Raw genomic sequence first — 23523 nt, 5'->3', positions numbered from 1 at the left:
CTCTTCTATGTTTTAAGTGGGCAATTCTAAGTGTTTATTGAGGTTAGTTCTCATTACCACTAGTGAGACGTTCCTACTTCGCAAAACCGGAAAAAATTATTCCGGTACTTCATGCAGGCTCCATCTCATGCACCACCTGACCGGCGCGCAGGCGCACCAGATGATCGGCGATGTCGAAATAACGATCATCGTGGCTGATCACGATGATGGTCTTGCCCAGGCGTTTGAGGTCCGGCAGCAGCTCGGTGTAGAAGATGCGGCGGAAGGCCGGGTCCTGGTCGGCGGCCCACTCGTCGAACACCAGTACCGGGCGCTCTTCCAGCCAGGCATTGACCAGGGCCAGGCGCTTGCGTTGGCCGGTGGACAGGTCAGTGGTGCTGAACACGCCGTCCTTGACGCTGACCTTGTGCGCGATTTCCAGGCGCTCAAGGTATTGGGTGGCGCTGTCCAGGGACTGGGTGGCGCTGCCTTGTACCAGGTCATCGAACAAGTAATAGTCAGAAAACACCGTGGTGAACAACTGGCGATAATCGTCGCGCTCTGGGTCGGTCACCGCTGTACCGTTGAGCAGGATCTCACCCGCCTGAGGCGGATACAGGCCCAGCAGCAGCTTGATCAGGGTGGTCTTGCCGCTACCATTCTCGCCCACGACAAACACGATATCGCCTTGCTTGATGCTCAGGTTGATCGGCCCCAGGTGGAACGGTTGGCTGCCTTCAACCGCTGGCGGGCTGTAGCTGACGCCGCGCAGTTCAAGGCTGTTGACCACAGGCTTCGGCGCTTCACTGTCGTCCATCAACAAGTGGGGCTCGGGCGAAGAAAAACGTTCCGACAGTTCGCTGATGCGCCCGAAGGCAATCTTCGCCTTGCCAACCACGGGCAAGTAACCCAGCAGGTGCTCCAACGGGCCTTTCATATACAGCAGTACCAGCACGAAGCCGGTAATCACCGTGGGGTCGGGGTTGGGGTTGTAGGCCTGCATCGCCAGGGCCAGGCCGATGACCACGAAGAACAGCATCGAGCCAAAGGTCTTGGCCAGGATATAGATGTTGACTGAACGCACCTGGATATCGCTGATGCGGTCTGCGGTTTCCTGGATGCGGTGGGTGTTCATGCGAAACCGCCGCGGACGGTGCATGCGCAGTTCCTTGGCTCCCGAAGCAATCGCATTGTAGTAACGCTGCAATTCATCTTCGTGGCTGCGGGCCAGATCGAAGCCCTGAATGCCTTTGCCACCGGCGATGAATTGCACGGCGCTGCCGATGATGATTGCGACCACCATCATCAGGAACATCGGCACGGACAGGTAAGCCAGGTAACCCAGGCATCCCAGGGTAACGGTGGCGGCGATGGCCAGGGGCGTGAAGGCAAAGGAAAAATCGCTGATGGTGTCCACGTCGTGGGTCAGCACCGGGATCAGGCGGTGAGAGCGATATTGCTCGATCTGCCCGATGGGCGCTGACAGCACTTTTTCACCCAGGTCCTTGCGCAGGGCGGCAATGATCCGTTGCCCGACGTAGTTGGTGCCGATGTCGGAAATAATCGAGCTGACCAGCGCCACCACGCACAATGCGGCGAAGGTCAACACCACACCCTGGGTCATGCCCCCCGCCGAATGCAGGGCATTGTTAATCGTCGCCAACAGCAAGGTAATGGCCAGGCCGCCCGCCATGCCAAGGGCGACGGACACCGTCACGATGGTGCGAAAGGGCCTGAGCAATGCGAGCAAACCTTTGAAGGCGCCGCGCTTGGGGTCGGTCATAAATACTTCCCGGAAAGTGAAAAAGAGGGGGCTGGGCACACAGACCCTTACCCATGACAAACGAAGCTGTGGCGTGACTATTTAGCGCGGCGTGCCGGGCGGTGGCAGTGGGCGATAAATTGCCCGGGGCCTGGTTCGTTCTTGTTCTGTAGGCGCACGTGTATCAATGCCGTGCGTGGCCCTTTGAGCGAGAGCGAAACACATGACGAAAAAGAACCTGGTGTATGTCTGGTCCCTGAGAAACGCCGCCGCCGACAAGGCGGGGCAACCGGTGGCCTATAAAGACCACGAGCGCTATATGAAATCGGTGCTGGAGTTTCTGGTGGGCTCGCTCAACGACACGTCGCTGGGCGAGGCTTACAACCTCGTAGGCGTGGTGTATGACGACGATGAGCACAATCCGCGGGACCAGCAGTTGGTGGCGGACTATGGCTTTGCTTACCAGCCGGGTCGCCAGTGGTTGTACCCGGCGGATTTGCGTGTGCAAGGCACGTTGGTCAATGACCTGCTGCTCAGCGTGCCGTCGACCTATCGTCGCCTGCCACGGGGCAGCGCCGAACATGTCGCCGGCAAGCAGGATTTCGAGCGTCGGCTGCATGACACCCTGGTGGAGTTGAAGGCTGACATCGTGGTGCTGGATGGTTTGCTGGTGATCCTCGACGAACTGGTGCGCCCGGGTGCGCCGTTTGCACGGCGCATCATGAACATTCATCCGGGCATCACCCGCCTCGAGTCGCCTTACGAACGCCGTGGGGCGTACGCCACCTGGAATGCGCTGTACGGCGCACGTGGGCAGGCGATTACCGACTGGGCAACCAAGGCGACTCAGGCGTGCGAGCCGTTGTATTGGACCGGTGCGTCATTCCACTACGTGGATAACGGCATCGACTCGGGAGAGGTGTTCCACGACGTGCTCAAGACCGAGATTTCGCCGGAGGACACCATCCTTGAGTTGCGCTGGAACAACTTCAACAACAGCCTGTTCCCGGCGTTGCATGAAGGCTTGGAGCTGTTGGCCAAACAAGGCTGAACCCTGTAGGAGCGAGCAAGAACTAGGCGTCCCCCTCGCTCCTACAAGGTATTAGAGTTCGCGTACTACCCGGAACCCAATCCAATCCCCCCGTGTTTGCGGGTAGATGTTGTTGCGATTGCCCGAGCGTGAAAACACCGGCGCCTCGCCCCAGTCATTGCCGCGAATCTGGTAGGCCTCGCAGTTGGGCTCCACCCAGGCACTGCCATCAGTTGGCGCGCCGACGTAGTTCGGATGCTCGCAATCAGCCACCCGCTCATACACATTGCCGTGCATGTCATACATGCCAAAGGCATTCGGTGGGTAGCTGCCCACGGGCGACGAATAGCTGTAGCCGTCCGCCGGGCCGTAGGTGTTGGCGTGCTGGGCGATGCTGTAGCCCTTGCCTTCGTCGAACGGGAAGGGGAACGGGCCGGTGGTGCCGGCGCGGGCGGCGTATTCGCGTTGGGCTTCGCTGACCATCTGGTACGTGTGCCCGGTCTTCTTCGACAGCCAGCTCACGTACTGCTTGATGTCGTCCATGTCCATGCACACCGCCGGCTGACGTGGCCCCTGGGGGTAGCGCGGCTTGCTGGCGATGCATTCGCGGCCGGGGCGGTCGTCGCCATTGGCGATCTTGACTCCGGTCTGGCGCACGTAGCTGTCCCATTCGCCGGCGGTGATGTGGAAGCGGCTCATGGCGAACGGCTTGGCGAAGGTCACGGCATGCATGGGGCCTTCGTCGGGCTCGCGGCCCACTTCGTCTTCCGGGGTACCCATGGTGAAGGTGCCGGCGGGCAGCACCACCATTTCCGGGCAGTCCTTGCAGTCTTTGAAGACCTTGCCCGGTTGTGGGGCGGCGGCATGGGCCAGGCCGGGCAGCAGGGCGCCGCACAGGGCGGTGAGTGCCAGTGCGGTGAGCGGTTTGAGTCGGGATGGCGTCATGGAGGCGTCTCGTTCAAAGGGAAAAGGGGTCATAACCGCTGGCTCAGCAGGGTCATGAAGCGCTGGATCTCATCGGAGTTGTTAAGCAGGCCCGGCGAGGTGCGAATCACCGGGCCAACGTCACGCTCCACCGCGTCCACCACCACGCGGTTTTTCATCAGGTAGGCCGCGACGGCATCGCTGTCCTGGTTCTTGACCCGAAAGAAGGTGAAACCTGCTGACAGCTCGGGGCTGCGCGGCGTGACCAGTTCGATCTGCGGGTGGGCCAGCAGTTGGTCCTTGAGTTCGGTGTTGAGGGCATGGATGCGTGCCTGCACCGCTGCCTTGCCCAGTTGCAGGTGCAACTTGAAGGCTTCGTCGGCGGCCCAGCGATGTTCGAAGGCGTGGTAGCCGCCTGGCGTCATGGTCGTGGCGAAGTTTTTGTCTTCGGAGAAGGTCGGAATCATCGGCGTGACGTATTGGTTTTCGGTCTCGCGGGCGCACACCAGGCCGGTGCCCCGCGGGCCGAACATCCACTTGTGGGTGCCAGCGATGAAGAAGTCGCAGTGCATAGCGGGGAAGTCGAGGTCTTCCACGCCGAAGCCGTGCACACCATCGACGATATAAAGCAGTCGGTCCGGCTCGTCGCGGTTGCGGTTGTGTTCGTCCACCAGCTTGCCGATCTCACCGATGGGCAGTTTTACGCCGCTGCCGGATTGCACCCAGGTCATGCCCAGTACACGGGTGTTGGGGCGAATGTTGCGCTGGATATTGCCCAGCACTTCATCGGCCGAGACCTGATTGGGGTTTTTGAACAGGCGTATCTTGCGAACCTGGGTCTGCTCCTTGCGTACCCGGAAGTCCAGGCTGAACTCGGTAGCGTAATGCTCATGCACCGTGGTGAGGATTTCCTGGTCGGCGCGCACCTTGATCCCGCCATAGATCATCGCCAGCCCTTCGGACGTGCTGCCGGTGAGGGCGATCTGCGCTGGCGTGGCGTTCAGGTAGCGGCCGGCCCACTCGCGTACCTGGCCCTCACGCTTCCAGGTTTCCTGCAGGTCCCAGTCCATGGCCAGGCCAGGGTTGCGGTCGATCTGTTGGCGGTAGCGTTCGATGGCCTCGCGCACGGGCCTGGGGTGCGAGGCCACCAGGAAGTTGGAAAAATGCAGGTAATTGGGGTCCTGGTTGAACAGTTGTTTCAATCCCGTCCATGGGTCGTTCGTGGCGGCGGCGACTGCCTGAGGCAGCAACGCGGTGCCCAGCGGCAGGCTCGCGGCAAAGACGCCGGCCTGCTTGAGAAATGTACGGCGGTCGGTCATGGACTTACTTCGTGGTGGTTAGCGGTTGGCCAAGGGTTTGGCGGCTTTTTGGACCTGGTCCCACACCCGCAGGAAGTTGCCTCCCCACAGCTTGGCGATATCGGCTTCGGAGTAGCCGCGCTGGATCAGTTCGGCGGTGACGTTGCGCACTTCGCCGACGTTCTCCCAGCCCTGGAGGCCGCCGCCGTCGTTGAAGTCCGAGGCAATGCCGACATGATCGATGCCGATCTTGCGCACGGTGTAGTCGATGGCGTCGCCGAGGTCCTTGAGGGTGGCCTTGGGCTCTTCCTCGAGAATGCCGTACAGCGCGCTGGCGTATTGGCCGAAGCGTTGCTCGGGCCAGGCGGCAATGATTGCATCGCCGGGCATCAGGGCCATGGCCAGATTCGGCAGTGGCGGCAGGTCGAACCGTGCGCGCAAGGTATTGAGCTTGTCCTGGGTCGGCTGGCTCAAGGGGCGCAGGTAGGCAGGGAAGCCCACCACCTGCACCACGCCGCCACTGTTCTTGATCAGTTGCAGTTCCTTGTCGCTGAGGTTGCGCGGGATATCCACTGACGCCCGAGGCGCCGAATGGGACGCCACCATCGGCGTGCGGCTCAACTGCGCGACCTGCTCCAGGGCCTTGGTCGACATCTGCGACACGTCGATGATCACCCCCAGGTCATTGAGGCGATGCACCGCTTGCTGGCCGATCGGCGACAGGCCTTCAAGGGCGTCGGGGGAGTCATTGAAAAACGGCAGCGGGCGCGACGAGTCGGACCAGGCGTTATTGCCGATGTAGCTGAACCCGAACATGCGCATGCCGCGTGCGGCCCACAGGTCCAGCTGGTTCAGGTCATTGCCCAGGGGGTAGGCGTTGAGCATGCTGATAAAAATCGCGAACTTGCCTTCGCCGTGCAAGCGGCGCATATCGTCCGGGGTGTAGGCGATGCCCACCTGGTTGGGAAAGTCGCGCACCATGCCGGAGATGATCTTATAGCGCACCTCCTGCTCGTGGCGGGCCTCTTCGACAAAACCATCGGTGGGTTTGTGCGGAGCGTTATCGCCGTTCCAGATTTCCGGCCAGCCGAAGATCGTCAGCGCGGCGCCCGACAATCGGCCGCGGGCGGCCTTGGCCAGGTCGAACTGGCCGCTGCCATCCTTGTCGGCCTCATTGCCCGCCGTGCCGAAATCCAGGGGCAGGGTGATGTGGCTGTCAAATGACAACAGGCGATCCTGCATTTCATTGGCCTGCTTGATCACCTCCAGCGGGTAGCCGGCGTTGCCCTTGATCCACTGATCCCAGACCAGCAAGCCAGCCCCGGCGCCGATAGCCAGGGCCAGCGGCAGGCCGATATACAGCGCCTTTTTCGAACGTGATTTTGTCATTGCCATCTCAGTCAGTTGAGGCCTTTGCTATCAGGGAAGGACGAGCGATGACGGGGGAAATTTAGGTGGCGGGGGCAGGGCGGTAAATTTCATCGGGTTGCAAACGTTCTAGCTCTGATCAAGCCGTTTCCTAAGGTAGCCAATGACAATCTCTCGACGTGGGTTCATCGCAGGCCTGGCGCTGACCGGTGCAGCGGTGCCTGCGGCCTTTTATGCCCATCGCGAGTTGACGCGGGAAGACGAGTTTCCCATCACCCCCGGCGAAGCTACGGTCGACCTCGCTGACACCCAGGGCCAGCACCTGGCGAACACCCTGCGGGGCGTCTGGAGCCTGCGCCTGGAAGGCCGCGATGCGGGCCTTGCGCACCTGCCGCTGCAAGGCCTGGAGTTGCTGCTGGACATCGCTCCCCGTGGGCGTGGCCTGCGCGGTTACCTGGACACCGCCGAGCAGCTGCGTGCGGACGGCGAGCCGCGCTACCGCGTCTTGGGTGATGTGCTGACGGGCGAGGGCGCCGTGCTCTATTGGCGCTTGATCGACCGCGATTCAGCCGGCGGTGTGCCGGCCTATGAATTCAAAATGACCCTAGATGAAGTCTGGGCCGATTTCAGCAATGCCGGCAGCGCCACCCTCAGCGGGCACATCCTCGATCTTGAGCGGCCCTTGGCGCTGACCGAACGCGACAACCGTTTTATCGCCCACAAACAACTGTTCCCCGAAGCCCGCCAGCGCATCGGTCTCAACCCGACCTTGCTGGCCTGGCTGGTTTCCCCCGAGCATCGGCTGTTTCACCAACTGTGGCACGCCACCCGCGATCAGTGGCACAAGCTCTCCGAAGAAAAACGCGAGGCCCTGCGTGGTATCGGCTGGCAACCCGGGCCCCGTGGCCAGGAGCGCGACGCCCGCGGCAAGCGCAAGGACCGCAATGGGTCGGGCATCGACTTCTTCTTCATGCACCGCCATATGCTTGGCACCGCACGCTCCATGCAGGACTTGCCGTCCTGGCCGCAATTTCCCGAGCCGCAACCGCCGTTGGAGCGTGATCGCCTGGGCTTTGTGCGCTACTTCGACAACCACGACGGTTTCGCGCTGCCGCCCTGTTGGTCAGCGCCGGATGATGCCGACTACACCCAGTGGGTCAGCGATATCAAGGCCGCCCAGACCTACCACAGCAATTTCCAGGTGTGGGAATCCCAATACCGCGACCCGCGTTACCTGGCCAAGTTGACCCTGGGCCAGTTGGGCTCGGAAATGGAACTGGGCCTGCACGACTGGCTGCATATGCGTTGGGCCTCGGTGCCCCGCGACCCGTCCAACGGCGCCCCGGTACCCTTCGCCCGTGACCCCGCGGACTTTGCCCCACGTTGGTATGCGCCGGAGAACGACTTTCTGGGCGACCCGTTTTCATCCCATGTAAACCCGGTGTTCTGGCATTTCCACGGCTGGATCGATGACCGCATCGAAGACTGGTTTCGCGCCCACGAACGCTTCAACCCAGGCGAGGTGAGCCGCCTGGAAGTCAACGGCGTAGCCTGGTTTGCACAGGGCCGCTGGGTTGAAGTAGGCGACCCTTGGCTGGGACCGGACACCCATGGCTGCAGTACCACACCGGGGCTGCAACGAGGGCGTTCGATGGAAATGGATCCGGAAGTCATGAAGCTGGCCCTGCGCATTACCTTCGGCGACGATGAGGACGTGCTCAAGGGGTTGTTCAAGCGCGTGCCGCGGCGGCCGTGGTATGCCCGACATTTGAAGGTCACGCACACGCTTTAAAACGTGTTGCAGGCGCTCTAGGTCACCGATATCGCTGCCGAATACAGCCCGCTGACACTTCGAGGATCCCCTATCTTGTTGATCAGGTATAACTCGTTGAATTCAGACACCGTGTACCCATCGGCCTTTTTGAGCGGCTGGAACAAATGGCTGGTCTGGCCACTATTGAGTGCACGCTCCATACCGCTGCGCATGTCCGCCTCCTTGGAGAATTTGACGAGCCCGAAGTTGGGGTCATAGTAAAACCAGATCTTTTGGTCCTTCGTGATTTTGACGCCAGCGGTAACACCGTGCTTTGAATTGCTGATAAGAAAGGCTTTGGAGGTGGTGGCCGTTGCCAAATCCGAGATGATCCTGTCGCAGGTCGCACTGCGGGTGAGCTGCCCAGAGTGAAAATCATCTCTGAGGGTGTTTTGAAATCTCTCCAGGCTGTCGCGGAACCTTTCAGTATTAGGGTGTTTGGGGTGCGCCAGACTGAGGAAGAAGTTGCTGATCAAGGTGTTTTCCGAGCCATCGAGCATGGCCATAGCCATGGTATTCGCCAACGCGGCGCAGCCGCCCTCGGATGCAACGTTGACCTGGCTCAGGTAATACCCTTGCGGCATGGCGATCAAAGTGCCATGGGCGGCGGTCATGTCATCAGCGAATTTTCTGCTTAGCTCTAAGCTGGTTTCCATTGCTCGTTTTTGCAAATGCTTGAACAGAGCCCCGACTTCGGCAGACGTCAGCTTCGGGTCCAGTATCAGTTCGCGCAATTGATGCATTTTCATTGTCGGTGAGAAGCCGTTGATCCCGTCCGGAGCCCCCCTTGCGAGCGCCTCTTCAAACTGCAATTGTTCTGGCGTCGCGGGCTTGCCGGGCAATGGCTTTGTGGGCGGAATGAGCTTTTCGTAGAGTGTTTTGACTTTGCCTGGCAGCGCCTCCAGCTCGTCGATACGCCTGGACAGGCTACCCAGTACCTCGGGTGACGCGGTGGCGTCCGTGGCCAGTTTTTTCAACTGAGTGATGCCCAGCTCTGCTGAATAGCCAGAAATGCTGGCCGGGGCGAGCGTGTTGTACCCCTGATTGAATGCCGCGTGGCCTGTGGTGGTTGCTTTTGCTGCGTCAACTGCGTCGTTGAAGGCCTCCGGTATGGGTATGCCGGGTTTTGCCGGGTTGAACCAGTTGGCGACCCACTCGCTGAGGGTGCCGTTGATTTCACCCTGGGTTGCCAGGACTTTGGGCGTGAAGCCATTCACCGGCGTGCCGTAGGGTTGACGGGTGATGGGGTCGTAGTGGTGCCACTGATCGTTTTTGAATACCACAACACTATCAACTGTGCGCCCGCCGGAGGTGATCGAACCGAGCAATGCATTGCCATGCTCCTGGCTGATAGCCTTCAACCAATCATGGGCTTTATCCGTGTTTCGTATGTTGGCCAGCCACGCGGTGCTTTTGGTCAACCCTTTGCTCAGCAGGTTTGCGCCGCCAATGGCCAGGTCAGCCAACCCGTCCAGAGGGTTGAAGTTGCTCAAGGTGACCATGCCGATGACTTTGCCCGTTCGCGCGACCTTGGTGGCAAGGGATGCGGCACTGCCGGCGACCTTGGTGAGTTTGCCGATATTGGCCGCGCCCGCTGTGAGAAAGCCAAACACATCCAGGGCCAAGTCAAACCCGCCCTCGACGTTGTTGCCTTTTTTAAAGTTTTCAATTGCCGAGCGGAAAGGAATCAAGTTCATGAAGAAATCGTTTACCTGATTGATTTTCTCGTTCGCCAGGTCCTGGGTCGTCTGCCCTCTGGCGTATTTCTTGATATCCGGGTCATCGAGATTGAAATGCTCAACGAAGGCATCAGCAATGTCTTGCGTGCGGTCGGTAGCAAAACTATCAATAGCTGCGTCAGTTGCGCCGGCGCGTTCGTTTGCGTGGTCGGCACTGACGCTTTTGGGGACGAACACGCTGGTGTTGAACGCTACATTCGCCTCCCTGGATTCACGTTCTTTCAGCGCCCACATTTCAATGGGCACGATTTCGCCTTTGGTCGGGTCGATACGGTAGCCGCTGGATTGCCCGTCGCGTTCAATTTTCACCAGCAGGTTTTTTTCATACACCGGGTCGGACTTGCTCCAGAAACCCAACTCAGTGGATGAGTTTCGATAATACGTAACTTTGCCGTACTCAAAGTTTCTACGGTCTTCCAGGGGGAGCTGCGCGATCAGGTGTTTGACCGTCGTGGCGAGGGCGATCTTTTTCTTCTTGATTGTTTCCTCAAAGCGCTTTTCGAAGTTATCGCTCACACCAAATCGGTAGCGGGCGTTCAAGTCGTTGATCGGTACACGTTTGTTCGCGGCTTCAAAGAGATAGGGCAATCTCAGATCCATCATTGCGATGTCGAGCATCGAATGCAGGCCGGGTAGCCATGTGTGTGCCTTGTTCTGCCCTCTGCGCGGAATGTTGCTGGTCTTGATCAGTTTTTGTTTGAACAGATCACCCAGGTCGCCATACCGTTCCACCAGTACGGCCATGGCCATCTTTTCTCGGGTGGGCAATTCCAGATCCAAGGCGGCAGAGGCGCCTAGCATGTCCTGCTGTCGGGCTGTGAAGGTGGTTTTCAGGGTTTCCAGCTCTTGCACGGTGTATTGCGTGTCGTCCTTGCGGGCAATTACGTTATGGCAAACCCCCCAATCTACCAGCGCTGCTGTACGAGCTTGCGCAGCCGCCTCGGGTTGCGCCACCCTTGCATGTTCGCCTTCCTGCATCACTTGGGCAAACGTCATGTTCGGGACTTTCCCCGGCGTACTCGCTTCAATGCTCGCCACGGTAATGACCAGGTTCAGCCAGGCTGGGCTGCCGTGCCTCACGGAGGGCGGTATGTCTTTGATCAGGTAAACAGGGGCCTTCTTGGCCAGCAACACATACGCAGCCACTTTGGACAGCACAGGGCTGATCCTGCCACTGTCGACCAAATGCTTGCTCAACGTATCCAGCACTGTAGACGCGGGTTTGCCCCAGTGGCGCGCGTGCGCCAGGTCAAACCCCGCCACGTTATTACGTTGAGGGGCGGTAATGGATTCGGGGTCCAGTTGCAACTGAATGGCAGCCATCAGGTAGTCGGTGGCGCTGTTGGCAGTGGCGATACCGCCGGATTGCTCCTGCAGGTGTTTACCCAGCGTTTGGCCTGCGGAGGAACTGAGCAGGGCCTCCAGTGCTTGCGCGGGGTCACTTTGTACCTCGGGGGTTAGCGGGTGCTGGGCCAGCAAGGCATCCAGGGCGTTCAGGTAGTCAGACCTCATGGAGATAATGCGTAGTCGGCTCTGCTCAGCCTGGTTCAGGGGTATTGACCACGACAACGCGCCACCAAAATTACCCATCGGCTGCGTCAGGGCTTCCTGTTTCACCGTCTTTATCAGCTCGGTCAGCGAAAGTTGGGTGGTAGGTATCGGCCAGCCCTTGGCCCTGATAAAGCTCTCCAGTGTCGCGCCTTCACTGGGGCGCACAGGGAACGATGAGTCAGGATGAATATCCAGGGGGGCTCTCAAGGCAGCCAGTATCGCTTGAGGCGTGGTGTTCACATCCAATTGCTTCGCGATGTCTCCGAGTTTCGTGGTCAGCGTTTGCAGGTCGTGTCTGTCGCCGAACCCTTCCTTGTAGGTTTTCGGTGCAGGCGCGTGCGTCGCGCCAGCCAAGGCAGGGGGAGTGGTTAGCGGCTCGATCAGCGGTGGCTGGCGAGGTGGCCCATCGGGCTTGTTAGAGTGGAAAGGGACGTCATACCAGTGGGGGTTGGCTTGCTTGGTCGTACTGAGCATGGGCGGGGACCTGTAAGGCGAATATCCAATAGGCAAGTTTCCTGAGGAGTGCGTCTGAATTTCAGACGCATTGTTGGGTGAAGGAAAAAGCTGCGAGAGTTCCGCTCGGGCAAAGGATGGAGTGTGACCAATAGCGACATGCGGTTAGTCGCGTTTCGGTGGTCTGGACACCCTTCAGGCTCGCTCTTGTTCCCGTAATTGCGCACTCATCTCATCGCAACTGCATGACCAGTCGCTGAGCCATTGCGGCATCGGCGGCGAGGTGTCGTCCAACCCCAGCTCGCGGACGAACTCGGAAGGGGGCAGGGTGCCCTTGGCGGAGCGAAACAACCCACGCATCACCACCACGCCGACCACTCGCCCATTGCTGACGAAACGGTGCTCCATCAGGTTCCACTTGTGGTCCCAGCCGAGAATGCGAGTGTGCACTTCGAATGCTTCGAACAGCTTCAATTCCCGGCGAAACTTGCCCCAGGTATCGCCGACTATCGGCATGGCCTTGTGGCGCAGGGCCACGCGAAAGGCGCCGGTGCGCAGCACAAAATCCATGCGCGCCACGTCGGCCAGGGTGAAATATCGGCCATTGGTGACATGCCGGTTCAGGTCCAGATCCAGGGGCCAGACCCGCATGCGCACCACTGTGGTGGCCAGGCCATGGACCGGTTTGCGCCAGGGGCGGCGCAACAGCATATGCAGTAATCGAAACCAGAGATTCATAAAGACGCCAGGCAGTTGATCAATGGCTGCACTGTACGGAGCCGGAATCGGCTAAGGTAGATGCGTAAATGACTTATTACATGCGAAAAGTGCAAGCTGGAGTTTTTACATGCACGTCACCTTGCTCCTGGCGGACCAATGCTCCGCTGCCAGTGCCACCCTGGCCATGGAAATGCTCAGCGCGGCCAATCTCTTCGCCGACAGCCCGCCCTTCGAGGTGACGCTGGCGTCCCTGGACGGCCTGCCGGTGACGGCGTGGGGCGGGCAATGCCTGCAAGTGCAGGGTTCACTGGCGCAGATCGCGCATACCGACCTGGTGCTGATTCCCGGTTTTCTCTTTACCCTCAAAGAAGCCATGCCGACGTTCGCCACCTACGGCCCCTGGTTGCGTGAGCAGCATGGGCAAGGCGCTGTGTTGGCTTCGATGTGCACGGCGGCGTTCATGCTGGCCGAGACGGGGTTATTACACGGCTTGCGTGCGACGACCCACTGGGCATTTGCCGGGTTCTTCCGGCGTCGATATGCCCAGGTCAGCCTGGATGAGCGGCAGATCCTCTGCGAAGAGAATCGGCTGGTCACGTGCGGTGGCGCCACGGCGGCGATGGATTTGATGCTGCACCTGATCCGCCGTTTCGGCTCGCCGGAGCTGGCTCATACCTGCGGCAAGTACTTGCTGATCGATGCCGGGCGCACCGAACAGTCGGCCTATGCGATGTGGTCGTTGCCCAAGAGCCACGGTGATGCGCAGATCCTGCGTGTGCAACATTGGTTGGAGCAGCACTTTGCGCAGTCGTTGGTGATCGACGAGGTTGCCCAGCGCTTTGGCTTTGGCGTGCGTAATTTCAAGCGGCGCTTCAAGGACGCCACGGGCTCTACACCGATTGGTTATCTGCAGAGCCTGCGTCTGGAGCGAGCCAAGCAGATGCTTGAGTCGACACGTATGACGCTCGATAGCATCACGTATGCGGTGGGTTATGAAGACAGTAATTCGTTTAGGCGGTTGTTTCAGCAGCGGGTGGGGATGCTGCCGGCGGCGTATCGCAAGAAGTTCCTGATCGCCCAGGGTGTGAAGACGACCTGATACACCCACGATCCCAATGTGGGCGTTGGCTTGCCTGCGATGGCGGCCTGACAGCGTGTGATGTAGAGACTTTGCCAATCGAAGACGAAAAAAAACCGGCTGATCAGGCCGGTTTGGGGTGTCCCGCCAACAGTGCGGGGTTATACGTGGGTGCTCAGCAGACGCTCGGCACCCCCTTCAACGAGACCACGTTCCTGCAAGCGATCAGCACCGCCTTCAGCCAGACCACGTTCCTGCAAGCGATCAGCACCGCCTTCAGCCAGACCACGTTCCTGCAAGCGATCAGCACCGCCTTCAGCCAGGCCACGTTCCTGCAAGCGATCAGCGCCGCCTTCAGCCAGACCACGTTCTTGCAGGCGATCCGCGCCACCTTCGGCAACACGGGTTTCTATCAGGCGATCCGCGCCGCCTTCAGCGACAACCGGGTGGGCAAAAGCGTTTGCAGCGAGTACCGAGAAAGCGAGGCTAAGCAGGATTTGGCGTTTCATGATGGTGTGCTCCGAGTATTTAAGTTGGGTGCCGTTTGGCATGGGTTTGATGTTACGCGTTGCATTTTTTAAGAGAACTTCATTGCGCTGATGGTGACTATCGATGCCAACGATGGTCCCGCTGGCGGGACCATCACTGCGACCGTCATGGCATTTGCGGCAGTTCGTTGGGGCGCAGGTCAAACACCAGCACTTCGGCGTCTTCGCCATGGCTCAAGCGGATCTGGCGTTCGTCCCGTACGCGTACACCGTCGCCTTCCTGCAAGCGCTGGCCGTTAAGCTCAATGCTGCCGCGCGCCACATGGATGTAGGCGTAGCGATCCGGTGCCAGTTCCAGGCGGGCACTTTCGTCAGCGTCGAACAGGCCGGCATACACCCGTGCGTCCTGGCGCACTTTCAGCGAACCGTTGGCACCCTCTGGCGAGATGATCAACTGCAAGCGCCCACGTTTTTGCGCTTCAGTGAAATGCTCTTGCTGATAGCGCGGTTTGGCGCCGGCTTCGTTGGGCACGATCCAGATTTGCAGGAAGTGCACGCCGTGACGCTGGCTGTGGTTGAACTCGCTGTGGGCCACGCCGCTGCCCGCGCTCATCAGTTGCACATCGCCGGGGCGGATCACCGAGCCGGTGCCCAGGGTGTCTTTGTGCTCCAGCGCACCTTCGAGCACGTAGGAGAAGATCTCCATGTCGCGGTGCGGGTGCTGGCCGAAGCCTTTGCCTGCGGCGACGCGGTCATCATTGATCACCAGCAGGTCGGAAAAACCCTGTTCCTTGGGGTTCCAGTAGTTGGCGAATGAGAAGGTATGAAACGACTTCAACCAACCGTGATTGGCGGCGCCGCGTTCGGAAGCTTTGCGAAGGGTCAGCATGGTCCAGTCCTCAAGTGAGCGCGGGCTGCGAGATGCAGGGCGCTTGCGTTGAGAAGAAGGTTAATGGTTAACGAATGATTGATTAAGAAGATGAAAATAGAATAACTGTCGCTTTCAGGTTGACAGTTAAAGTCGTGCCATAATGCTCGCCGCACTCCTTCTCGATGGACATTTCCCGCTTATGAAAACCGTGGCCATGGCGCTGTTCCCGGACTTCCTGCTGCTCGACATGGCCGGGCCGCTGGAAGTGTTTTCGATTGCCAACCGCTACCTGCCAGCGGCCGATCACTACCAGATCCTGACCATCGGCACTGAGCCCGGCCCGTTGCAGGCCTCCAATGGCGTGAGCGTGCAGACCGACCTGCTGTTGGAACAGGCCCAGGCGGCTTATGACTTGCTGTTGGTGCCGGGCGGCCCCGGCGCCTATAACGAATGCCACCCCGCGCTGTTGCCGTGGCTCAAAGCTGCGGCGCCACGGGCTCGGCGTTTTGGCTCGATCTGCACCGGCGCTTTTGTGCTTGGCCACGCAGGCTTGCTCGACGGGCACCGCGTGACCACCCATTGGCACTACACCGAGCGGTTGATCAAGGCGTTTCCCAACGCCATCGTCGAAACCGACCGCATCTATTTGCAGGACGGGCGCCTGATCACCTCTGGGGGCGTCACTGCGGGTATCGACCTGGCCCTGTCGGTCGTTGCCCAGGACCATGGCAAGCAAGTGGCGGTGGACGTAGCCAAGGTGCTGCTGGTGGTGATGAAACGCCAGGGCGGCCAGGCCCAGTTCAGCCCGATGACTGCCGCCGTGGCGCCCCAGGAAACCCCGATCACCCGTGTGCAGAACCACGTCCTGGCGCATCTGGATCAACCCTTTACCATCGAGTCCATGGCTGAGTTGGCCGGGATGAGCGCGCGCCACTTTGCGCGGCTGTTCGCCAAGGACGTGCAGATGACGCCCATGGCGTTCCTGCAGGGCGCGCGTATCGACCGGGCCCGGCACCTGCTGGAAACCACCGACCTGCCGCTCAAGACCGTGGCCTTCCACGCCGGCTTTGGCAGCGTGCGGCATATGCGCTTTCTGTTCAGCGAAAAGCTCGGGCTGAACCCTACCCAATACCGACAACAGTTCAGTTAACGACACCCTGTCCGTCTCAGGCACCCGATTGTCCGTATTGCTCCCCGTGCCAGCATTGTCCTGTCATCGCCAACTGGCAAGATAGCGTCGAGCCCATGGAAAAGGATGCGCAGGCACTCAAGCACGGGTGTTTCAGCGCTGTGACGGACATGCAAAATGGTACGGCGGTGAGCTTTGGCCCCTACACCTTTCATCGGCAGCAGCGCCTGGTCAGCAAGGCGGGTTGGCCGGTGCCGCTGGGCGGGCGAGCCTTGGATATTCTCGCGGTACTGCTTGAAGCGCCCGGGCACTTCATCAGCAAGGCGACCTTGATCGAACGGGTGTGGCCCAACAGCGTCGTCGAGGACAGCAACCTGCGCGTGCACATCGCCGCGCTGCGTCGTGCGCTGGACGGCCAACGCTGGATCCTCAATCACCCCCAGCGCGGTTACTGCTTCGCTGCGCCTGCGCAGGACGCGCTGCCGACGCTGCTGCCTCAGCACAACCTGGCTGCACGGCTCAGCCCGGTGTGGGGGCGTGATGAACTGGTGGGCGTGCTGGCGCGACGGTTGGCCGCGCAGCGGTTGCTGACCCTCACCGGTGTGGCCGGCATTGGCAAGAGCACGCTGGCCCTGGCCCTGGCCGAGCGGGTATTGCCGCGTTATCGCGACGGCGTATGGTGGGTCGATATGGCCGCTGTGCAAGCGTCAAGCGAGCTGCTCGATAACCTGGCCAGGGTCTTGCTGTTGCATTCGGCGCCCGCCAGCCTCAACGAACTGGGCCGGCGTCTGGCATCGCGTCAGTTACTGCTGATACTCGATGGCGCCGACCTGCTGCTGGGCGCGTGTCGACAGCTACTGCGTGCGCTGCGTGAGATGGCGCCTGGCATCAGCGTGCTGATCACCAGTCGTGAAGCCTTGTTGGCCCCTGGCGAGTGGGTGGTGCGCGTGCCTCGGCTGGCGATGCCGGCGCCGTCGGCCAATGTCGAACAGGCGATGGCCTGTCCTGCGGTGCAACTGTTCGTGGCGCGCGCGCGTGCCAATCAGCAGGGGTTTGATTTGCGGCCTCAGGATGTGGCGCCGCTGCGCGACCTGTGTCGGCGCCTGGATGGCCTGCCGTTGGCCCTGGAATTGGCGGCGGCCCAGGTGGATGCGTTGGGCATCGGCGGTGTGCAGATGCAAGTACGCACGGGCTTGCAAGTGCTGGCCCGTGGGCGCCGCACGGCGGTGGCGCGCCATCGATCACTGACCGCGGCCCTGGATTGGAGCTACGAGCGCTTGAGCCTGCCGCAGTGCTGGCTGTTTCTGCAATTGAGTCTGTTCAAGATGGCAGTCACCTTACCCACCCTGAGTGACCTGGTGGCCGGTACCGAGCTCGAACATGCCGACCTGTCTTACCTGCTGGCGCGCCTGGTCAACGTCTCGCTGCTGAATGTCGAGCCCGGCCTGGGCCCGCCGCGCTATCGCCTGCTCAACTGCGTGCGCAGCTACGCCTTGGGGCAACTGCGGGACCCGCGCCAGGTCGAGCGTTTGCAACAAGGCTATGCGCCTTGCCTGGGCGCGTTCTCAGGCCGGCCGCTTGTCCTGCAACTCGTCGAGCAGGCAGCGCACGCGCAGTAGATCCCGGGTGGCGAAGCCTTCGCTAAAGCGTGCATGGATTGAACTGAGCAAGTCCCTGGCGAGCTGAATGCGCCCTTGCTGTTGCCACAGTAGCGCCAGGGATGCGCCGCAGCGTAGCTCCCAGGCCAGGGCGCCTTGCTGGTGCGCCAGGCCCAGCGCCTCCAGCAGCAGGGTTTGCGCGGCGTGCTCATCCTCTAGCTGCAAGGCGTACACCCGCAGAATCTCCGGGGCGCACCAGCCCGCAGCGCCACTGCGCGCGCGTTCCAGGGTTGGCACATCCACAGCATGGGTGCCGAAGGTGATCAAGGTGTCTTGGATCAGGCCCAGGCCCTGCCAATCCGGTTGGCCAAGAATACCGGCGTAATGCCCGGCCCAGGTCTGGAACAACTGCACAGAATGCTTGTGCGACTGCTCCAGCAGCAGCCTTTGCAGGGCTTGGGCGTCGTCTTCGGCGCCGTTGTAGCGGGCGATCACCACTCCAGCCAGGGCCAGGGTGTAGCAGATCGAGGTGCCGTGGTTGATCTGTAGCGCAAGCTCCAGCGCCTGGCTGGCGGTGCGCCAGGCGCGCTCGGGAAAACCCTGTAACCACAGGATTCGCGCCAGCACGGTCAAGGAGGCGACGCTCTGGTCGTATTGCACGCCAACCCCGAGGGCAAAGCGGTTCACGTGACCACTTTGGGACATACGCTGCAGCACCTGCTCGGCGTGGTGCCTGGCAAGAGCCTGGTTCCCGGTGTAATGCTGGCCCAGCGCACGCAGCCGCTGGGCGCTCAGGTCCAGCAACGGCTCGGTGCGTGGGTCCAGGCGATCGAACTGCAGGCTCAGCTCCTGCGCAGGGCCATAGCGCCCGGCGCACAGGTTCACCGCCATCAGCCCGGAGACCGCGCGCAACTGGCCTGCACGGTCCTGGCGCATCTCGGCCAGGCGCGCAGCCCCCTCAAACGCCGCGATGGTCCGAGGCGCAGCGCCCATGGCGTGATAGGACAGGCTGCCCAGCGCCAATTGCAGTTGCAGGGTCAATTGCGTGCAGGGCGCGCTGACCTGGCCGATCAGCGCCAGCGCCTGGTCCACATAGCCGCCGTGCTCACGCAGCAACGACAACTCTTGCCACAGCGGCATCGCGCTGACCGTCAGGCGGATAGCCAGCAACTGCGCACCGCCCTCGGCAAAGCCCCAGTCGAGGGCGGCACGCACGTCTTCGCGCAGCGGTGCGTAACGGTCGATCCACGGCTGTGTGGCGATCAAATCCCAATCGCCCTGGGCCTGTTCCATCAGTGCCAGGCAGCGGGCGGCGTGGCGCTCTCGCGTGGCATGCAGCTCGCAGGCCTGGCTGAGCTTTTCCAGGGCATAGGTGCGGGTGATGTCCAGCAGGCGATAGACCATCTCGTCATCGCTGGCCTCCACATTCAACAACGACTTGGCCACCAGTTGCGTAATCGAGCCCAGCACTTCGGCGGGGGCCACCTGCTCTCCGGCGATTACCGCCGCTGCGCTGGCCAGGCTGAAGCCGCCACGAAAGACCGCCAGGCGGCGCAGGCAGATTTGTTCGCACGCGGTGAGCAGGTCAAAGCTCCAATCGAGCGTGGCGCGCAGGGTCTGCTGGCGAGGCAGGGCACTGCGTCGCCCACGGGTCAGCAGGCGAAAGTTGTCTTCCATCTGCACCAGCAGGCCCGGCAAGCCAAACCGTTCGATTTGCGCGGCCACCAGTTCTATCGCCAGGGGAATGCCGTCCAGGCGCTGGCAGATATCAATCGCCAGGGGCAGTTCAGCGTCGCTGAGGGCAAAGCTTTCCTGGTGGGACATGGCGCGCTCGATCAGCAATTGCATGGCCGGGTAACCCAGGGCCTGGGCGCGGTTGCCGGTGGCGGGCGGGCAGGCCAGCGGTTCAAGGCGCTGCACATGCTCACCTTCGGCGCGCAGGGCTTCGCGGCTGGTGGTGAGGATGTGCAGGTGCGGTGCATGGCGCAACAGGGTTTCACTGATGAGGGCAATGTCGTCGAGCAGGTGCTCGCAGTTGTCGATCACCAGCAGCATCTGGCGTGCCTGCAGGCTGCGGGCGAGGCTTGCCAGGGACGCATTCTCGCCCGGCGTCAGGCCGAGCAGGGCGGCCAGGTTGGGCAGGATCATGGACGCTGCACTGAGCGGCGCCAGGTCCAGCAGGTGAATACCGTCGCGGTAATGCCCAATCAGCAATTCCGCGACGCGCAGGGCGACGGTGGTCTTGCCGATGCCACCGGCGCCGGTCAGCGTGATGAAGCGTTGCTGCGGCAGTTGTTGTACCAGGGCGTCGATCAGCGCTTGGCGGCCGATCATGCGTGTGCGGCGCAAGGGCAGGTTATGGCTGGGGCGTTGGGGCGCGCCGTCGGTGGGCAGCGTCATGGGTTCGATGCTCAGTGGCGCAACAAAACTGTAGCCGCGCTGGGCGACCGTGACGATATAACGCTGCCCGGCCTGGCCGTCCCCCAGTGCCTTGCGCAACGCCGCCATGTGCACCCGCAGGTTGCCGTCTTCCACCACGCTTTTGGGCCAGACCCGCGCGATCAACTCCTGTTTGCTCACCACATTGCCGGCGTGTTCCAGCAGGATCAGCAGAATGTCCACCGCCCGCCGCCCCAGGCGCAGCGGCCGGCCGGCCTCAAGCACCAGGCGCTGGCGCGGGTGGATGCGGTAGGGGCCGAAATGCACGGCCTGGTCGCTCAAGTCATTCATGGCTGCCCAGGTTCTGGAGGAAGGAAGCGGCCAGCATATTCCAGGTACGTGCAGACCACTAGGCAGCGATCACATCAGGTTTGCTACGCGAGTGGTGGTTTCGCCAGGTCATCGGGTTGACGCCTTCGCTGCGGGTGAACATATGGCAAAAGTGCGCCTGGTCGCAAAAGCCACATTCCAGGCTGATCTGCGTGAGGCTCAGGGACGAGCCGGTAATCAATTCCTTGGCGCGCTGGATGCGTTGCTGGCGAATCCATTCCTGGGGCGACAGCCCGGTGGTGCACTTGAAGGCGCGGGAAAAATGGCTGCGCGACAAGGCGCAGGCCTGGGCCAGGTCGGCAATCGCCAGGCTTTCGCCGAGGTTGGCGAGGATCAGTTGCTTGGCGATACGCTCACGCCGGGGGCACAGGCCGCCGGTGGGAGATAACCGGGGGGCATATTGCTCGAGTCGGGCCATGACAAATATCCGCAGTCGATGGGAACGTTCCCGGTGGATGGGTGCAGTGTAGACGCGCTTTATCTTGTTGCCCGAGTGCCTGGCTGACGAGTTAATCGTTGTTAATTTCGCCAGGTGCGGCGCTGGAAAAGACAGCACAGCTATGCAATCCCAGGCGTGCAGTGCATGCTTCCCTGGCCCTCTGGAAAACGTTTGGATAGCACCCATGAACCGCAACGATCTGCGCCGCGTCGATATGAACCTGCTGGTGATTTTCGAAGCCTTGATGTTCGAGAAAAACCTGACCCGGGTCGCCGAAAAACTGTTTATCGGCCAACCGGCAGTGAGCGCTGCATTGGGCCGCTTGCGCGATTTGTTCGATGACCCGTTGCTGCTGCGCAACGGCCGTGCCATGGAACCCACGGCGCGTGCACTGGCGATACTCAAGGAGCTGCAACCGGCCATGGACACCATCTCGGGCGCCGTCAGCCGTGCCAAGGATTTCGACCCCTCCACCAGCTGCGCGGTGTTTCGCATCGGTTTGTCCGATGATGCGGAGTTCGGGCTGTTTCCGTCGTTACTCAGCCGCCTGCGCGAAGAAGCGCCAGGTATCATTGTGGTGGTGCGCCGGGCCAATTACCTGTTGATGCCTTCGCTGCTGGCCAGCGGAGAAATTTCCGTGGGGGTCAGCTACACCACCGACCTGCCGGCCAATGCCAAGCGCAAGAAGCTGCGCGATATCCCCTGCAAGGTCCTGCGCGGGGATGACGGCGAGGCGCCGCTGACCTTGGATGATTACTGCGCAAGGCCCCATGCGATGGTGTCGTTCTCTGGCGACCTGAGCGGCAATATCGACCTGGACCTGGCCCGCATCGGCCGCTCGCGTCGGGTGGTGCTGGCGGTGCCGCAGTTCAGTGGGTTGCGGGCGTTGCTGGCGGGGACGCAGATTATCGCGACCGTGCCCGATTACGCCGCGTGCGCATTGACCGAAGGCACACGCCTGCGCGCCGAGGACCCGCCGTTTGCGATTGATGCGGCGGAGCTGTCGATGGTGTGGAGCGGGGTGCATGACAACGACCCGGCGGAGCGTTGGTTGAGGGGCAGGATTGCGGAGCATATGGCGCGGGACGTGTGATGGAGCTGACTCCTCTCCACCTGACACCTCACAGGGCTATGTACTGCCCGCAGAATCAGCGCCAGACGAAGTCCTTGTGGGAGCGGGCTTGCCCGCGAAGGCGGCCTGGTGGTCGACACAGTTATACCGAGTACATGCCCCCACCACTCGGCACCCCGCCTGCGTTCGGCCAGCGTGGTTTAACGGGGCGCCTGAGATCAAGCTCAAAAGCAGCTCGCTTACGCGGGAGAAAAGGCCGTAGGTTTAATCGCCTACTCAATGCATCTTGCTATGGTCCATTTTGCTATGGTCCATGCCATCCAACCCACGGGCTGTCGCTTTCACTTCGACAGCCTGCTTTTCCCCCTTGGCATCTTGCACCGTCAGGGTCAGCGGTACCTGGTCGCCTTCCTTGATCTGGCCGGTCAGGCCCATCAGCATCACGTGGTAGCCGTTCGGGTCGAGCTTGACGGTTTTGCCGGCAGGCAGGGCCACCGAGTCCACTGGGCCCATGCGCATCACGTCGTCCTTCATGCTCATCTCATGAATCTGTACGTCTTTGGCGACCGGCGAGGCGACGCTCAGCAGTTTGCTGTCGCTGTCGGCGGTGAGGGTCATGAAGGCGCCGCTGGAAGGCTGGCCGGGTACGGAAGCGCGTACCCAGGCGTCGGTTACTTGGACTTGGGCGCTGGCGTGGGCGGCGAGGCCCAGCAGGGTGAGGCCGAGGGTGAGACGCTTGAGGTGTTGAACGGCAGTCATTAGCAGACCTCCATGACGGTGAGCAGGTCTTCTGCGCACTCTTGAGCGGTAAGGGATGCCTGCAAGCCAAGGCGCAGGTTGCCACGGGTGTCGAACACGAAACTGGTGGCGGTGTGGGAGAGGGTATAGGTGTCGCCGGCGGGGATCTTTTCATAAAAGATCCCGAACTCCTTGGCGGCCACGGCGATTTCTTCCGGGGTGCCGTAGAGCGCTTCGAAGCTGGGGTCGAAGGCCTTGACGTAATTGTTGAGAATCTCGGGGGTGTCGCGCTCGGGGTCCAGGGTGATAAACACCACCTGCATGATCTTGCCATCGCGGCCCATCAGTTTCTTGGCTTGGGCGGCGCGGGCCAGGGCGGTCGGGCAGACGGCCGGGCACTGGGTGAAGCCGAAGAACACCACCGGCATCAGGCCGCGGTACGAGCTCAGGGTGACGGTTTCGCCGTCGGTGTTCTTGAGCTTGAAGGTACGGCCCATGATCTTGTCACTGAGGTCCTTGCCGTACTTGAAGTTCAGCTTGGGGCTGTAGTCACAGCCGCCCAGCAGGCTGCCCAGGCCCAATAGGCCCATGCCGGTCAGCACTTTGCGGCGGGTGAATAACGTACTCATCAACTGTGCATCCTGTGAAACGCCTGTAGGGCCGTGGAGCTGCTCCGCCAGGCTTTGAAAAGGAGTAACGAGAAG

General features: G+C 61.3%; 18 protein-coding genes. 7 read left to right on the top strand and 11 right to left on the bottom strand.

What is annotated here, in order from left to right:
• Positions 1–109: 109 nt before the first annotated feature.
• Positions 110–1762: a cyclic peptide export ABC transporter gene (locus AB9N64_RS05605; protein ID WP_019816834.1), complete on the bottom strand. Its 1653-nt coding sequence runs from the start codon at positions 1760–1762 to the stop codon at positions 110–112.
• Between the two features lie 202 nt (positions 1763–1964).
• Between AB9N64_RS05605 and AB9N64_RS05600 the strand changes: the two genes are divergently transcribed.
• Positions 1965–2792: a N(5)-hydroxyornithine transformylase PvdF gene (locus AB9N64_RS05600; protein WP_014718818.1), complete on the top strand. Its 828-nt coding sequence runs from the start codon at positions 1965–1967 to the stop codon at positions 2790–2792.
• A gap of 51 nt (positions 2793–2843) precedes the next feature.
• On the opposite strand, the gene AB9N64_RS05595 is transcribed toward AB9N64_RS05600, so the two are convergent.
• From AB9N64_RS05595 to pvdM, 3 genes are read right to left on the bottom strand one after another with little or no spacing between them, the layout of a single operon-like run.
• Positions 2844–3716 carry a formylglycine-generating enzyme family protein gene (locus tag AB9N64_RS05595; RefSeq protein ID WP_014718817.1) on the bottom strand — a complete coding sequence of 291 codons (873 nt, stop codon included), beginning with the start codon at positions 3714–3716 and terminating at the stop codon, positions 2844–2846.
• Between the two features lie 29 nt (positions 3717–3745).
• A complete protein-coding gene (locus AB9N64_RS05590) occupies positions 3746–5014 on the bottom strand; it encodes an aminotransferase class V-fold PLP-dependent enzyme (RefSeq protein WP_058410535.1) in 1269 nt (422 codons plus the stop codon).
• Between the two features lie 18 nt (positions 5015–5032).
• Complete coding sequence (pvdM, locus tag AB9N64_RS05585) at positions 5033–6382, bottom strand: pyoverdine-tailoring dipeptidase-like protein PvdM (protein ID WP_137271265.1); 1350 nt, start codon at positions 6380–6382, stop codon at positions 5033–5035.
• Positions 6383–6524: 142 nt separating this feature from the next.
• Here pvdM and AB9N64_RS05580 point away from each other — a divergent pair, with 142 nt between their 5' ends.
• Positions 6525–8153 carry a PvdJ/PvdD/PvdP-like protein gene (locus AB9N64_RS05580; protein WP_275968417.1) on the top strand — a complete coding sequence of 543 codons (1629 nt, stop codon included), beginning with the start codon at positions 6525–6527 and terminating at the stop codon, positions 8151–8153.
• A gap of 17 nt (positions 8154–8170) precedes the next feature.
• Here the strand turns inward: AB9N64_RS05580 and AB9N64_RS05575 are convergent, their stop codons facing one another.
• Together AB9N64_RS05575 and AB9N64_RS05570 are read right to left on the bottom strand one after the other, a co-directional pair.
• Positions 8171–11938, bottom strand: coding sequence for a hypothetical protein (locus AB9N64_RS05575; protein WP_275968418.1), 3768 nt, complete (start codon positions 11936–11938; stop codon positions 8171–8173).
• 174 nt (positions 11939–12112) lie between these two features.
• Positions 12113–12655, bottom strand: coding sequence for a thioesterase family protein (locus AB9N64_RS05570; protein ID WP_014718812.1), 543 nt, complete (start codon positions 12653–12655; stop codon positions 12113–12115).
• Positions 12656–12764: 109 nt separating this feature from the next.
• Here AB9N64_RS05570 and AB9N64_RS05565 point away from each other — a divergent pair, with 109 nt between their 5' ends.
• Both AB9N64_RS05565 and AB9N64_RS05560 read left to right on the top strand, forming a co-directional pair.
• Positions 12765–13736: a GlxA family transcriptional regulator gene (locus tag AB9N64_RS05565; RefSeq protein WP_014718811.1), complete on the top strand. Its 972-nt coding sequence runs from the start codon at positions 12765–12767 to the stop codon at positions 13734–13736.
• Positions 13737–13882: 146 nt separating this feature from the next.
• On the top strand, positions 13883–14296 hold the full coding sequence (locus tag AB9N64_RS05560; RefSeq protein ID WP_371360039.1) for a hypothetical protein: 414 nt from the start codon (positions 13883–13885) through the stop codon (positions 14294–14296).
• A 73-nt stretch (positions 14297–14369) separates the two neighbouring features.
• Here the strand turns inward: AB9N64_RS05560 and AB9N64_RS05555 are convergent, their stop codons facing one another.
• Complete coding sequence (locus AB9N64_RS05555; RefSeq protein ID WP_014718809.1) at positions 14370–15092, bottom strand: pirin family protein; 723 nt, start codon at positions 15090–15092, stop codon at positions 14370–14372.
• 181 nt (positions 15093–15273) lie between these two features.
• Here AB9N64_RS05555 and AB9N64_RS05550 point away from each other — a divergent pair, with 181 nt between their 5' ends.
• Positions 15274–16224 carry a GlxA family transcriptional regulator gene (locus tag AB9N64_RS05550; RefSeq protein ID WP_038450439.1) on the top strand — a complete coding sequence of 317 codons (951 nt, stop codon included), beginning with the start codon at positions 15274–15276 and terminating at the stop codon, positions 16222–16224.
• Positions 16225–16319: 95 nt separating this feature from the next.
• Positions 16320–17822 carry a winged helix-turn-helix domain-containing protein gene (locus tag AB9N64_RS05545; RefSeq protein ID WP_275968420.1) on the top strand — a complete coding sequence of 501 codons (1503 nt, stop codon included), beginning with the start codon at positions 16320–16322 and terminating at the stop codon, positions 17820–17822.
• Here AB9N64_RS05545 and AB9N64_RS05540 read toward each other — a convergent pair.
• Positions 17769–20531: a winged helix-turn-helix domain-containing protein gene (locus AB9N64_RS05540; protein ID WP_073454235.1), complete on the bottom strand. Its 2763-nt coding sequence runs from the start codon at positions 20529–20531 to the stop codon at positions 17769–17771. The two genes, AB9N64_RS05545 and AB9N64_RS05540, sit on opposite strands and share 54 nt — an antisense overlap.
• 58 nt (positions 20532–20589) lie before the next feature.
• A complete protein-coding gene (locus AB9N64_RS05535; protein WP_014718805.1) occupies positions 20590–20988 on the bottom strand; it encodes a helix-turn-helix domain-containing protein in 399 nt (132 codons plus the stop codon).
• Between the two features lie 205 nt (positions 20989–21193).
• Here AB9N64_RS05535 and AB9N64_RS05530 point away from each other — a divergent pair, with 205 nt between their 5' ends.
• Positions 21194–22102, top strand: coding sequence for a LysR family transcriptional regulator (locus AB9N64_RS05530; RefSeq protein WP_014718804.1), 909 nt, complete (start codon positions 21194–21196; stop codon positions 22100–22102).
• A 255-nt stretch (positions 22103–22357) separates the two neighbouring features.
• On the opposite strand, the gene AB9N64_RS05525 is transcribed toward AB9N64_RS05530, so the two are convergent.
• Positions 22358–22840 (bottom strand): copper chaperone PCu(A)C, encoded by a 483-nt coding sequence (locus tag AB9N64_RS05525; protein ID WP_014718803.1) that lies wholly within the window; start codon positions 22838–22840, stop codon positions 22358–22360.
• Positions 22840–23448: an SCO family protein gene (locus AB9N64_RS05520; RefSeq protein WP_003191741.1), complete on the bottom strand. Its 609-nt coding sequence runs from the start codon at positions 23446–23448 to the stop codon at positions 22840–22842. Before AB9N64_RS05520 ends, AB9N64_RS05525 begins: the two co-directional genes overlap by 1 nt.
• Between the last annotated feature and the right edge of the window lie 75 nt (positions 23449–23523).

The organism is Pseudomonas sp. KT_2_4 (assembly GCF_041410225.1).
GTDB classification, from domain to species: Bacteria; Pseudomonadota; Gammaproteobacteria; order Pseudomonadales; family Pseudomonadaceae; genus Aquipseudomonas; species Aquipseudomonas paracarnis.
The sequence above is the reverse complement of the archived record's forward strand: the minus strand, read 5'-3'. Positions and strand labels throughout refer to the sequence as shown.